The organism is Cyclobacteriaceae bacterium, from assembly GCA_013141055.1.
Classification (GTDB): domain Bacteria; phylum Bacteroidota; class Bacteroidia; order Cytophagales; family Cyclobacteriaceae; genus ELB16-189.
The window spans coordinates 243,158-256,225 of sequence record JABFRS010000002.1 but is presented as its reverse complement, the minus strand read 5'-3'; the positions used below and the strand labels follow the sequence as shown (position 1 = coordinate 256,225).

Below are 13,068 nucleotides of genomic sequence, written 5' to 3'. Positions count from 1 at the left end.
GCCTATTGCAGTCTATCGTTGCGAAGATTGCGGATATTTCCACCTGACATCGCAAGGGGGAATGAACCAAAAGCTCTCAGAATATATTAAAGGAGGGGGATTGAAGCGACAAAAGGAAGCTGACCGATGGGAGAACAAACTAAAACATAAATAAGACGAAATGAATTGGATCGAAATTTTTGGACATACAGGAGCATTTTTAAGTGCAGTAACATTTATTCCACAGGTTTATAAAGTGTGGCAAACGAAGAGTGTAAATGATTTAAGTCTTACGATGATCTTCATTGTTTTCATCAGCACGATTATTTGGCTTGTCTACGCCATCGCTCTAAATCTATGGCCGGTCATCATCGCCAATAGTATCGTTTGTTTTCTTAGCATTTTGCTGATCTATTTTAAATTTGCCTACCAGAAGAAATGATTCATAATTAAAGAATTAAAAATGCCTGTTGCGATTGGTACACCGTTAACGTCCTCTGCCGTCAAAGTGATGATGCTTGGTTCTGGTGAGCTAGGAAAGGAAGTTGTTATTGAATTTCAGCGTTATGGTGTCGAAGTCATTGCGGTGGATCGCTATGAAAATGCGCCCGCCATGCAGGTTGCTCACAGATCCTATACTATCTCAATGCTGGATGGAAAGGCTTTGCGTGATCTTATCCTGAAAGAGAAGCCGGACTTTATTGTTCCGGAAGTGGAAGCAATTGCCACCAGTACCTTGATCGAACTTGAGAAAGAGGGGTTCAGAATTATTCCCACAGCCAATGCTACAATGTTAACGATGAATCGTGAAGGGATCCGGTCGCTCACAGCAGAAAAGCTTCAGATCAAAACTTCACTTTATCGTTTTGCAGGAACCCGTGATGAATTTTTTAATGCTGTCAAGGTCATTGGAATTCCATGTGTGGTAAAGCCCGTGATGAGTTCATCTGGCAAAGGTCAAAGTACCATTCACACTGAGCAAGACATAGATTCTGCATGGCAATATTCCCAGGAGGGTGGAAGGAGTGGTGGCGGAAGGGTTATCATAGAAGGCTTTATTGACTTTGACTATGAAATCACATTGCTTACCATAAAGCATAAGGATGGAGTTTCATTTTGTGCACCGATCGGTCATCGCCAGGAGCATGGAGACTATCAGGAATCATGGCAGCCTCATCCGATGTCTGAAAAAGCATTGAGTACATGCCAGGAAATCGCAAGGAAGGTGGTGGATGAATTGGGAGGTGTAGGAATTTTTGGGGTAGAATTTTTTATCAAAGGGGATATCGTCTACTTCAGCGAGTTGTCGCCTCGCCCTCATGATACCGGCATGGTGACGATGATCTCGCAGGATTTATCAGAGTTTGCATTGCATGTAAGAGCAATTCTGGGTTTACCAATACCTGTTATTCGTCAGCTTGGATTTGCCGCATCCTGCGTGATTCTTGTGAAAGGTAAATCATCTAATATTGTCTTCTCAGGCTTTGAGAGAGCATTGGCAGAAGAGGACACTCAATTGCGTTTGTTTGGAAAACCGGAAGTCAATGGAGAAAGAAGGATGGGTGTGTGTCTTGCGTTGGGAGGATCGATTGAAGAAGCCAGAGCAAAAGCGGGCAGAGTTTCAAAAAATATTCAATACGATCTTCAATAAAAATCAAACTTCTTATGAGCGATGCATCCGGTAGGAATAACCAGGGATTAATTTCCGCTATCATAGTGGCAGGATTGATTGCCGGAACATTGGACATTCTGTCTGCCTTTACATCGTTTTATATTAGTACGGGGAAAAGTCCTGTAATCGTTCTCAACTATATTTCAAGTGCAGTATTCGGAAAGGAAGCATATTCCGGCGGCGGAATGATGAGTGCTGTCGGCCTGCTATTCCATTATATCATCGCCTTTGGATGGACAATTCTGTTTTTTATCCTCTATCCGAAATTATCCTTCCTGAGAGGAAATAAGTTTGTTGTGGGACTTGCCTATGGAGTTTTTGTCTGGGTGATGATGAATCAGGTGATTGTTCCAATGACGCAGATTCCTGCACGCCCATTTAATCTGAACGGTGCTATAACGAATGCGATTATTCTTATGTTCGCTATTGGCTTACCTGTTTCTATTCTCGCTAACCGCTATTATTCCCGCCATTCATAACTTAAATTTTATTAACTGGGTTGTTTCCGGGTGATGGGTTTTATAATCCCACCTTCTTAATCCAGAATTCAAAAAGTTTAGATACTTTTCAGTTCGTTTAATCCAACAACGACATGAAAAAGATAATCTTCCTGGTTCTTCTTTCATCATCTGTCTTCGCGCAGAAATTTACACCTCAGGAGATTTCCAGGTGGAAGGCCCAGGCAAAGGGCATTACAATCACAAGGGATACCTGGGGAGTTCCTCACATTGCGGGTAAGACAGATGCCGATGCCGTGTTTGGATTGTTATATGCTCAGTGCGAGAATGATTTTGAAAGGGTTGAAAGGAATTATCTTATCGCCATCGCACGCCTCGCAGAAGTCGAAGGAGAGTCATTTATCTATCATGATTTACGTACTCGACTCTATCAGGATACCGTCAAGGCCATTGCTCTTTATAAATCAAGTCCCAACTGGATGAAGAAAGTCTGTATGGCTTTTGCGGATGGAATCAATTTCTACTTGTACACACACCCAGATGTAAAACCAAAACTGATTAAACGATTCCAACCGTGGATGCCATTGCTTTTCAGTGAAGGAAGCATCGGCGGTGATATCGAAAGGGTTTCTTTAGCTGAGCTTAAGAACTTATACGGTACCCCAAATGAAAAGACAGCAAGAAAAGAAGATCAGGGAGACGGATCATACGACAACTTTGAACCAGAGCCGAAGGGTTCAAATGGATTTGCAATTGCTCCATCAAAAAGTGCTTCGGGAAATTCACTATTACTGATCAACCCTCATACATCGTTCTATTTCAGATCGGAGGTGCACATGAAGAGTGATGAAGGTCTAAATGCATATGGCGCCGTAACCTGGGGTCAGTTCTTTATCTATCAGGGCTTCAATGAGCATTGCGGATGGATGCACACAACCAGCGGTGCAGATAGTTTTGATTCATACTGGGAAACAATAATCGAAAAAGATAAAAAACAATTCTATAAATATGGCACTGAGCTGAAGCCTCTTACCAGTCAGACGATTTCAATTTTTTATAAGAGTCCGACCGGCAGAATGAAAAAGGATTTCACAGTCTTCCGTACTCATCATGGACCTGTTGTGGAATTGCATGACGGAAAAATGGGAGTGATTAAGATCATGGATGAGCCATTAAAGGCGCTTACGCAATCGTATCAAAGGACGAAGGCCGCTTCGCTTGATGATTTTAAAAATACGATGGCCCTTCAAACCAACTCTTCCAATAATACTGTGTACGCAGATGATAAGGGAAATATTTCCTACTGGCATGGAGATTTTATTCCACGACGGGATCCATCATTTGATTGGTCCATGCCTCTCGATGGCAGCAATCCTGCGACCGATTGGAAGGGTCTTCATCCTCTTGAAGACATTGTTCAGATTCATAATCCTGCATCGGGTTGGATTCAAAACTGTAATTCAACTCCCTTTACCGTTTCGGGAGAAAGTAGTCCAAAAAAAGAAAACTATCTTAACTACATAGCGCCGGATGCAGAAAACGCAAGGGGTATTCATGCAGTGAAAGTATTGAAAGATGAGAAGGCATTCACTCTCGACAAACTGATTGCCGCCGCCTATGATTCTTATCTTCCGGGATTTGAAAGATTGATACCATCTCTTGTTTCTTCCTATAATGAGCAGGCATCAAAAAGTGATACCCTCAGCGTAAAACTTTCTGAACCTTTAGAGCTTTTAAGAAATTGGGACCTGAGATTCTCTGAGACATCTATTCCTACTACACTCGCAGTTTACTGGGCACAACACTTGCGTCAGGACGTTGCTTTAAGAATACCCTCGAACAGTGATCAGCTTGCTGTTATAGATTTTCTTGAAAAGGGAACATCATCATCAGAGAAGTTAAAAGCGTTATCGAAAGCAATGAATGAATTACAAAGAAGCTTTGGAAGCTGGAAAAAGCCATGGGGTGAAATCAATCGCTTTCAACGGATTACTGGAAAGATCGAATCTGTATTCGATGACAATCAACCCAGTATTGCAGTTCCCTTCACTTCATCTTATTGGGGATCTCTGGCAGCCTTTGGTGCAAGGAAGTATTCTAATACAAAAAAGATTTATGGCAGTGTGGGAAATAGCTTTGTGGCCGTCGTGGAGTTTGGTAAAAAAGTCCGGGCCAGGTCTATCGTAACGGGCGGTTCAAGCAGTGACCCATCGTCATTACATTTCAATGACCAGTCTGCGATGTACGCTCAGGGTAAATTTAAAGATGTGCTGTTCTATGATGAGGATATCAAACTTCATGTAGAGCGTTCTTATCATCCCGGTGATTTATAGATCTTAAAATCAGGAAATCACATTATATGAATCAACGATCGCACTGGGATGGCATTGGCTCCAACTATCAGGATGAGATTTTTGATGTATTTAAAAGTGACAGGAATTCAAGGCTGAAATACTATTTTGAAAAGCATTCCAATCCAAAAAGCAAAGCAATCGATTTTGGGTGTGGAGTGGGGAAGGCGTTTCCATATTTGTCGCCAGCATTCTCAAGTGTTTTGGGTATTGATATCTCTTCAGAGCTTTTGAGTATTGCCCGACTTGGGAAATTCAGCAATGTTACGTGCAAGCGGGCAGACCTGACCAGTAGAAATCTTGTTTTTCCACCTACGGATTTTGTCTTTTGTTGTAATGTCATCATGCTTCCTGAACTGGATAAGAATATTGCTATGATCAGGAACATCCATAAAGCTCTATCATCAAATGGAACTGCCGTGATCGTGGTTCCATCCCTTGAGTCGGTTATGTTCTCTTCCTGGCGATTGATGGAATGGTATAAGAAGGAGGGTGTTAATCCATCAGAGATTCCAGCATCTGAATTGAGCTATTATAAGGGCAGTAAGCGCGAAATTCTTCAGGGGATTATTTATATTGACAAAATTCCTACCAAGCATTATTCAGAATCAGAAATAAGGGTGCTCTTCAGTGAGGCAAAACTTAATATTACTGCCTTGGAAAAACTGGAATATGAATGGAATACTGAATTTGATTCACCACCTTCATGGATGAAAGCGCCATATCCCTGGGACTGGCTCATAGAAATTAAAAAGCTTAAATAATCTCATGGTCACTCTTGACAAACTTCTGGGTATCGAATATCCTATCATCGTTGCACCGATGTTTCTGATCTCGAATACGAAAATGATAAAGGCTGCGCTCTCCAGCGGAGTTACAGCTGCGTTTCCTGCCATGAACTATCGCACAGATGCTGAGTTGCGTTCCGCTATCAAGGAAATAAAAGACTTCACATCCAAACCTTTTGGTGTAAATCTTATTGTTAACAAATCGAATCCTAAATATCCATCACATCTCGAAACACTGTTGGAGCTCAAGGTTGATTTCATTATCACTTCACTTGGCAGTCCAAGAGAAGTCATTGAGCGGTGCAAGCCTTTGGGTATAAAGGTCTTTTGTGATGTAGTAGATCTTGCATACGCCAAAAAAGTAGAGGAGATGGGTGCTGATGCTGTCATTGCTGTCAACAGCAGGGCAGGAGGGCATGCTGGAAATATCCTTCCGAAGGATCTGATTACGTTACTAAAAGAAAATTGCAATATCCCAATCATTGCAGCGGGAGGAATATCACAAGGCAAACATCTTAAAGAGATGATGGACTGGGGTGCTGCTGGCGCTTCGATTGGAACGATCTTCATTGCCTGTGATGAAGCCGACATTTCACCGGATTACAAGCAAGCCATGATAGACTATGGTGAAAAAGATATTGTCAGGACCAACAAACTTTCAGGATCAGCCCTCACTGTGATCAATACTCCCTACGTTAAACAGCTGGGGACAAAGGCAAATTTTCTGGAATGGATACTCAATAATAACAAGACGTTGAAAAAGTACGCTAAAATGTTGATCGCATTACGTGGAATGAAAGCTGTAGAGAAAGCGGCTTTCGGAGCGACCTATAAAACTGTTTGGTGTGCTGGCCCCGCCATTGAGGACGTAAAATCGGTGCGTGCCATGAAAGATATTATCAAGACCCTTACTGATGAGTACGACGTTGCTACAGGTCGTCGGTAATCGATCACCGTGCAACAAGTTTTGAATTTGTTGCATTGTTGAATTTAAGTTGCACACATTTTAGTAGCTACGACTTAAATTTTTTGACTTAATTTCGTTCCGTTAAATAATCCACACATTTTTAATGAGCACCCCAAAATCTCTATTCTCACTCGACAATAAAATCGCAGTTATAACCGGGGGAACCGGTGTTCTTGGACAATCCATGGTAAAGGGATTATCGGCTGCGGGAGCATCAGTAGCTATTCTTGGCAGGAGGAAGGAAGCGGCAGAAGATCTCGTTAAGGAGATCAAGGCATCAGGTGGAAAAGCATTGGCGGTAAAAGCTGATGTTTTAGATCGTCATCAATTAGAGGAAGCCCGCACCGAAATCATTCGAGAGTTTGGGTCCATTGATATCCTTGTGAATGCTGCCGGTGGCAATATGCCTGGTGCAATCATAGCTCCGGATAAGAATTTCTTTGATCTCAATCTGGCTGATTTTCAAAAAGTGGTTGACCTCAATCTCATGGGAACGGTAATGCCTACCCAGGTCTTTTCAGAAGACATGGCCAAGCGGAAGAAAGGAGTGATCATCAATATTGCGTCAATGGCTACCTTCCGACCGATTACAAGAGTAGTCGGATATTCAGCAGCCAAAGCGGCTGTTGGAAATTTTACAGAATGGCTTGCAGTTGAAATGGCAAAGAAATTTGGAGAAGGTATTCGTGTTAATGCGATCTCTCCTGGATTCTTTCTGACCGAACAAAACAGAGCATTGCTGTCAAATCCTGATGGAACGTATACGGCTCGTGGCCAATCAGCAATCAATCAAACTCCTTTTGCACGGTTTGGAAAACCAGAAGAACTGATTGGAACATTGGTATGGCTGTGCTCGGATGCTTCTGCATTTGTAACCGGTGTCAATGTTCCGGTAGACGGTGGCTTTAATGTATTCTGTGGCGTATAGTTTTTAACATCGTATTGTTTATTTTATAATATGACAAAGTCATTTAAGCCATTTCTGAACAAAGATTTTTTATTGACCAATGATGCAGCCGTTCAGCTCTACGAACAATATGCTGCTTCAATGCCTATCATCGATTATCACAATCATCTTTCGCCAAAAGAGATAGCGGAGAACAGGAAGTTCAATAATATTACAGAACCTTGGCTTGCTGGCGATCATTATAAATGGCGGGCCATGCGTACCAATGGTGTTGCAGAAAAATACTGCACCGGCAATGCATCTCCTTTTGATAAGTTCAATGAATGGGCTAAGACAGTTCCTTACACCATGCGGAATCCATTGTACCACTGGACTCACCTCGAACTGAAGAGTTATTTTGGAATTACTAAGATACTGGATGAATCTTCCGCAAGAGATATCTATGATCAAAGCTCAGCAATGCTTCAGCAGGAAGATTTTAGGGTGCAGGGACTATTAGCAAAAATGAATGTTCAGGTGGTCTGCACAACCGATGATCCAATTGATTCTCTGGAGTATCATCAGCAATTTGCAAAACAGGGAACAGCATTGAAAATGTATCCTTCGTTTCGTCCTGATAAGGCGTATGCAACTGAGAATCCAGTGGCATACAATGAATATCTGGAGAAGTTGGCAGGTGCTTCAAATACATCTATCAACAGTTTCGATGATCTGATCTCAGCACTTGTAAACAGAATTAAGTTTTTTAATTCACTGGGCTGTCGTGCTTCAGATCATGGTCTGGAGTTTATACACTTTGATGCAAATGCTTTGTCAAAGTCCCCTGAATTATTTAAGAAGGTGAGAGGCGGAAAAGAGCTTTCGACGGAAGAACGTCTTCAGTTGAGATGTGCAATTCTGATTCATCTTTGTAAGGAATATCATTCTATTGGTTGGGCGCAGCAGCTTCATTTGGGAGCACTGCGTAATAATTCAGCGAGAATGATAAAGCAATTAGGACCTGATACCGGTTTTGATTCTGTAGGTGATTTTAGTCAGGCTCAGCATCTTTCAAGATTTTTAGATTATCTCGATACGAGCAATCAACTCGCCAAAACTGTCATCTATAATTTGAACCCTTCAGACAACGAAGTTTTTGCGACGATGGTGGGGAACTTCAATGATGGATCGATGCCGGGTAAAATGCAATTCGGCTCTGGCTGGTGGTTCCTAGATCAGAAGGATGGCATGGAAAGGCAGATGAATACGCTGTCCAATATGGGGTTATTGTCACGCTTCGTTGGAATGGTAACAGATTCAAGGAGTTTCCTTTCATTTCCTCGTCACGAGTATTTCCGTAGAACGCTTTGTAATCTTGTTGGAAAGGATGTTGAAAATGGAGAATTGCCGAATGATATACCTCGCATTGGAAAGATGATTGAGGATATCTGTTACAACAATGTAAAAACCTACTTTAAGTTTTAGGAGGTCAGTTTTATTTCTGCCGCAAGATCAGAAAAAAGGAGTGACCTGAATGGATCACTCCTAAAAAGTAAACATCATCACCCATCTCTTCTTCCGGCATCTTTTGATACCTTCCGTCATCTGATAGGTGTCACCTCCAGCGGTAGAAGCGAGACCTTCTTTATAAGCGCGCACAGCTTTCGTGTATTCCTTTTTCAATTCATACACCTGACCAATGTTCTCATAAAGAGCCAGTCTGTTAGCTCCTGGCTTTGTCAATCCCTTTTGAAGAACAGACAATGCCTCGTCATAACGCCACTGACGGATGTACAATGCACCAAGGTGCAGGTAAGGAGCAGGAAATTCTGCTTCAAACCTGATCGCCCACTGTAAGTGCTGCTCAGCCTTTGCGGCATCCGCAGTATAGTACATGTAAGCCCATCCGATGTGATTGTGAAGACTTCCATACCCTGGCTCTTCATAAAGAAGACCATTCAGCACGTTTAGTCCTGCCTCAATTTGATTCTCATAAATCATTCCTTCGGCGTCCTTCATGTATTTTTCAATCCATTCAATTCTCATAATTAAAAAGTTAAAGATCAAAGGCGAAGGCTTAATCTGGTATTGATAAAATTTCACCTTAGTAAATTAATTTCTCAGGCATTTGGAGAGATTAAATTTTGATCTTTAATCTTCATCTTCTCCTCCAGCCATCCTCACAATCTTCGGAGAAAATTCTCCGAGCACTTCCACTAATTCATCCTGATAGCTCATCACTTTCCGGATGTCCTTGTAGGCCATCGGTGCTTCATCCAGACCGCCACCGATCAGATCCACTCCCGATTTCTCCAATTCCTGTCTTACCATTTTTTTGGTAATACTGTTCTTGGCTGCACTTCTAGACATCAATCGACCTGCTCCGTGAGATGCAGAGTTCAATGATTGCTGATTGCCTTTGCCCTTCACAACATACCCAGGCGCAGTCATCGATCCTGGAATAATTCCAAGAACACCCTTGCCTGCAGGGGTCGCGCCTTTGCGATGAACAATTACTTCACTTCCATCCATCAGCTTTTCCTTCCAGGCGAAGTTGTGATGGTTCTCTACCGTAAATAGAGATTGTTCACCTAAGGCTGATGCAATTCTCTGATGGATCTGCTGATGATTTGCGGAAGCATAATCACCCGCAAGATTCATCCCCAGCCAGTACTCTTGTCCTGCTTCTGAATCAAGATCCAGCCATGCAAGATGAGATGCTTCTCCAGGCAAGTGGCATAGCTCTTTTGCCAGTCGGGTATAGTGTCTTGCAACTTCTGCTCCAAGACCTCTCGAACCTGAATGAGATAGTGCTGCCAGATACCTTCCGGAATTCAGTTTCCATTCATTGTTGGCATTCAACTCAATCCATCCAAACTCAACAAAGTGATTCCCACTTCCTGAAGAACCTATCTGTGTTGCCGCCCTTCCTTTCAGATTTCGGAGAATCGGAATTTCGCTAAACAGTTTGCTCTCCAATACTTCATGCTCCTTGGGCTTCTTAAATGCTTCGCTTCCAAAGCATGTAGTGTCCAGTAGTATATTCTTCAGGTCGCTTCTGTGTCTTTCCAGATAAACATCATCCAATGGATATACGGTTAAACACATGCGACATCCGATATCAACTCCGACAGCATATGGAATCACTGCATTACGTGTTGCCAAAACTCCGCCAATGGGCAATCCATATCCCTGATGAGCATCAGGCATTAAAGCACCCGCCACTGTTACCGGCAGCTTCATTGCGATCTCCATCTGATTCCGGGCTCCTTCTTCAATATTTTCGGAACCGTAGATCGGATATTCAATTCTGTTCTTTAATAGTTCGTGCGACCTGTTTTTCTTTTCTGATGGTAACAATGCCAACGCCACCTTGCTCCATAAAGAATCTTCGACATAGTCTTTTGGATTTGCCAGAACAGCTTTCAAAACCGCATAGATTTCCTCCTTATCACTTCTGCGATAGAATCTTACTACAGTATTGATGGCGAGTCCAATCGCCTTTCCTTCAGGGTAACCTAATTTGATCAGATCATTCCCACTTAACATTTTCCTTTTCATAACTCAACTCTTTAATTTTCTCATGAGGAGAAATTCTTAACAACACATTATTACTTTCATTTTTGACAAAATGATTCTCTTACCATTTAAGGCTTTCATTTTTTCAAATCGAATGGGTCTATAATAAAAAAACCCGGTTGATGCCGGGTTTACAGTGATTGATCAGGTTATGATCAACTGAAAATCCGGCACACGCATCCAAAACCACTATGCGGTGTTGAATTGAAACGATATTTTGCTATTTCTCTCAGCATGATGGAACAAAGGTAAATGAGTTCTCTTCTGATTTCAAAGAGAGCAAAGAAATATAATTGTTATTTATAATGATTATGAAGTCTTGACTGAGACTTACATCTGACGAAGAGTGATCATCTCCTCTTTCTCAGGATCCCAAACCTTGAGACGGAAACACTTCCACATGTCAACCGGGCTAAGAGATGTTTTGGCAACATTCTTAAGTTCGGGCATGCTCTTCATCGCTTCTCTCAGACGGTAGAAAGGAATTCTTGAATTGAGATGATGAACATGATGATATGCGATATCGGCAGTAAACCAATGCATGATTGGATTCATTTTCATGAAACTGGTTGATGCCAGTGCAGCATTGTCGTAAGACCAATCCTTGTTTTCACGAAACTTCGCGCCTGGAAAATTATGCTGACTGTAAAACAGATATGATCCCATGCTGAAAGCAATAAAGAAAGGGAGCCACCATACAAGAATAAAAGCTTCAAACCCTAAATAGTAGTAAGTCGCAAAACCCATTCCCCAATGAAGTAAAAGTGAGGCAAGGGAATCCATATGCTTGGAAGGACTCTGAACGAATGACTTCAGATTTAACCAGTATGTAAACAAAGTAAAGTATCCCAGAAGTATTGTAAGGGGATGGCGATTGATAAGATATATTCTTCGCTCACTTTTAGTAAGGCTTTTGAACCTTTCCTTGCTTACCGTTGGATAAGAACCAATGCCGGAAATGGTGAGTTTTGAATTGTTATTATGATGATGTTCGTGGGTACGCTTCCAGATGGTTTCGGGCGCGAGCATATATATGCCTACAAGTTTCATGAGCCATTCAGCAACCTGAGAGCGCTGTAAAATTGCCCGGTGCTGGTAATCGTGATAGATAACAAAAATCCTCATGTAGGTAAGGCCGGCAGCAATACTCATTATAATATGACCCCAGCTGGGAATAAAGGTCAACGCGGTAGCAACCAGGAATACACCTGCCAGCACAATTGTGAAAAGGACCTCAGCCCAGCTTCTCAACCTGTTTTCACAGGCAAATTCCTTGCTGGCGGCTATTAATTCCTTTCCGGTACGCATATTTTGGTATTCGTGCATGGATCACAAAGTTAAGAAAAATCAAGGGTAATTCCGTATATACGATATCTACTCATCCTTTGCTGGCCGCTGATGTTTCCACCGGCGGTGTGACCAAAGCCAGATAGTGGGGTCAGAAATAATGTCTTTCTCCAATCGGTTCATGAAAGCCTCAGATATTTCATTATCAGTTGTCTGCTTGGGATTCTCAAACAACAATTCGGGTGTCACCTCGTAGTATCCCCGTTTGGGTCTGGAAATCTTAATGTAAACGACAGGATAATTGAATTTAGTACTGAGCTTTTCCGGACCCATAAAAACTGCTGTGTCCTGACCAAGAAAATTCATCCAATGAGCATTATCATGTGAAGCGCTTTGGTCGGCAATGAAGGCAGTTGCCGTTAGTTGCTTCCTGCTGGCCACCATGTCTCTGAGGGTTTGATTAACAGGCGTAATCCGTGTTCCAAATTTTGTTCGCATGCCCACCATCATATTGTCAAAGTATTTATTTGACAAGGGACGATAGATCACCACCAATTGATAACCCGTGTTGAGTGTAAAGCTTGGACCGGCCCATTCCCAGTTACCGTAATGTCCCATAACCAAAATGATGCTTCTGTTCTCTTCACAAAGTTTTGTCAGCCACTCTTGTTTGTGAAACGTGCATCGCTCACGAGCTTCTTTTTCGGTAGTCCGGAGTGTCTTGAGTGTTTCTAGAATAAGATCGCATAGATATCTGTAGTAAGCATCCGCCAGTGCGTTAATCTCTTTCTCTGATTTATCCCGAAAAGAATTTTTAAGATTTTGCACAACCACGTCTCTCCTGTATCCGCTGATCTTAAACAGCAGATAGAAAAAGTCGGAAAGTTTGTAAAGTGCCCAAAAAGGGAGGGAAGCAATAAGGTAAATAATGGGGTAGGCGATGTAAAAGAAGAAGGCCTGCATCAATGGGAGTAGTGAGAATTTACATTCAAAGGTATGCGTTTTTTCAATTCCTTTATTCCCTGACCAATTCTGAGGATTATTTTGCCCGTCTGTCAAATTAGCGAAAATCGCGTGGCCTTTTAGAGGGAGGGTTTGTAT

The 13,068-nt window shown here is 42.1% G+C and carries 12 protein-coding genes; 8 read left to right on the top strand and 4 right to left on the bottom strand.

Translation table 11 applies throughout. From position 1 onward, the window contains the following. Positions 1 to 160 precede the first annotated feature (160 nt). The 8 genes from HOP08_15655 to uxaC all read left to right on the top strand — a co-directional run bounded on the left by HOP08_15655 (position 161) and on the right by uxaC (position 8,586). On the top strand, positions 161 to 421 hold the full coding sequence (locus HOP08_15655) for a hypothetical protein (GenBank protein NOT76364.1): 261 nt from the start codon (positions 161 to 163) through the stop codon (positions 419 to 421). A 21-nt stretch (positions 422 to 442) separates the two neighbouring features. Further along, complete coding sequence (gene purT / locus HOP08_15650; GenBank protein ID NOT76363.1) at positions 443 to 1,630, top strand: formate-dependent phosphoribosylglycinamide formyltransferase; 1,188 nt, start codon at positions 443 to 445, stop codon at positions 1,628 to 1,630. A 14-nt stretch (positions 1,631 to 1,644) separates the two neighbouring features. Then, positions 1,645 to 2,130, top strand: coding sequence for a hypothetical protein (locus HOP08_15645; GenBank protein ID NOT76362.1), 486 nt, complete (start codon positions 1,645 to 1,647; stop codon positions 2,128 to 2,130). A gap of 113 nt (positions 2,131 to 2,243) precedes the next feature. Next, complete coding sequence (locus tag HOP08_15640) at positions 2,244 to 4,442, top strand: acylase (GenBank protein ID NOT76361.1); 2,199 nt, start codon at positions 2,244 to 2,246, stop codon at positions 4,440 to 4,442. A 26-nt stretch (positions 4,443 to 4,468) separates the two neighbouring features. Further along, on the top strand, positions 4,469 to 5,224 hold the full coding sequence (locus HOP08_15635; GenBank protein NOT76360.1) for a class I SAM-dependent methyltransferase: 756 nt from the start codon (positions 4,469 to 4,471) through the stop codon (positions 5,222 to 5,224). Positions 5,225 to 5,228: 4 nt separating this feature from the next. Continuing rightward, the gene (locus HOP08_15630; GenBank protein NOT76359.1) at positions 5,229 to 6,194 is read left to right on the top strand and encodes a nitronate monooxygenase; all 966 of its coding nucleotides are present in this window, start codon (positions 5,229 to 5,231) and stop codon (positions 6,192 to 6,194) included. 124 nt (positions 6,195 to 6,318) lie between these two features. After that, entirely contained in the window at positions 6,319 to 7,143 is an 825-nt protein-coding gene (locus HOP08_15625) for an SDR family oxidoreductase (GenBank protein NOT76358.1), read from the top strand. A gap of 30 nt (positions 7,144 to 7,173) precedes the next feature. After that, a complete protein-coding gene (gene uxaC, locus HOP08_15620) occupies positions 7,174 to 8,586 on the top strand; it encodes a glucuronate isomerase (protein NOT76357.1) in 1,413 nt (470 codons plus the stop codon). Positions 8,587 to 8,646: 60 nt separating this feature from the next. Here uxaC and HOP08_15615 read toward each other — a convergent pair whose 3' ends face one another. The 4 genes from HOP08_15615 to HOP08_15600 all read right to left on the bottom strand — a co-directional run bounded on the left by HOP08_15615 (position 8,647) and on the right by HOP08_15600 (position 12,930). Further along, on the bottom strand, positions 8,647 to 9,147 hold the full coding sequence (locus tag HOP08_15615; protein ID NOT76356.1) for a hypothetical protein: 501 nt from the start codon (positions 9,145 to 9,147) through the stop codon (positions 8,647 to 8,649). Between the two features lie 105 nt (positions 9,148 to 9,252). After that, a complete protein-coding gene (locus tag HOP08_15610) occupies positions 9,253 to 10,662 on the bottom strand; it encodes an RtcB family protein (protein ID NOT76355.1) in 1,410 nt (469 codons plus the stop codon). A gap of 348 nt (positions 10,663 to 11,010) precedes the next feature. Next, entirely contained in the window at positions 11,011 to 11,988 is a 978-nt protein-coding gene (locus tag HOP08_15605) for a fatty acid desaturase (GenBank protein NOT76354.1), read from the bottom strand. 66 nt (positions 11,989 to 12,054) lie between these two features. Next, the gene (locus HOP08_15600; GenBank protein ID NOT76353.1) at positions 12,055 to 12,930 is read right to left on the bottom strand and encodes a lysophospholipid acyltransferase family protein; all 876 of its coding nucleotides are present in this window, start codon (positions 12,928 to 12,930) and stop codon (positions 12,055 to 12,057) included. Between the last annotated feature and the right edge of the window lie 138 nt (positions 12,931 to 13,068).

Excerpts from the sequence above, each read along its gene's own strand:
- HOP08_15655 (NOT76364.1), top strand. The coding sequence starts at position 161 with ATGAATTGGATCGAAATTTTTGGACATACAGGAGCATTTTTAAGTGCA.
- purT (NOT76363.1), top strand. The coding sequence starts at position 443 with ATGCCTGTTGCGATTGGTACACCGTTAACGTCCTCTGCCGTCAAAGTG.
- HOP08_15645 (NOT76362.1), top strand. The coding sequence starts at position 1,645 with ATGAGCGATGCATCCGGTAGGAATAACCAGGGATTAATTTCCGCTATC.
- HOP08_15640 (NOT76361.1), top strand. The coding sequence starts at position 2,244 with ATGAAAAAGATAATCTTCCTGGTTCTTCTTTCATCATCTGTCTTCGCG.
- HOP08_15635 (NOT76360.1), top strand. The coding sequence starts at position 4,469 with ATGAATCAACGATCGCACTGGGATGGCATTGGCTCCAACTATCAGGAT.
- HOP08_15630 (NOT76359.1), top strand. The coding sequence starts at position 5,229 with ATGGTCACTCTTGACAAACTTCTGGGTATCGAATATCCTATCATCGTT.
- HOP08_15625 (NOT76358.1), top strand. The coding sequence starts at position 6,319 with ATGAGCACCCCAAAATCTCTATTCTCACTCGACAATAAAATCGCAGTT.
- uxaC (NOT76357.1), top strand. The coding sequence starts at position 7,174 with ATGACAAAGTCATTTAAGCCATTTCTGAACAAAGATTTTTTATTGACC.
- HOP08_15615 (NOT76356.1), bottom strand. The coding sequence starts at position 9,147 with ATGAGAATTGAATGGATTGAAAAATACATGAAGGACGCCGAAGGAATG.
- HOP08_15610 (NOT76355.1), bottom strand. The coding sequence starts at position 10,662 with ATGAAAAGGAAAATGTTAAGTGGGAATGATCTGATCAAATTAGGTTAC.
- HOP08_15605 (NOT76354.1), bottom strand. The coding sequence starts at position 11,988 with ATGCGTACCGGAAAGGAATTAATAGCCGCCAGCAAGGAATTTGCCTGT.
- HOP08_15600 (NOT76353.1), bottom strand. The coding sequence starts at position 12,930 with ATGCAGGCCTTCTTCTTTTACATCGCCTACCCCATTATTTACCTTATT.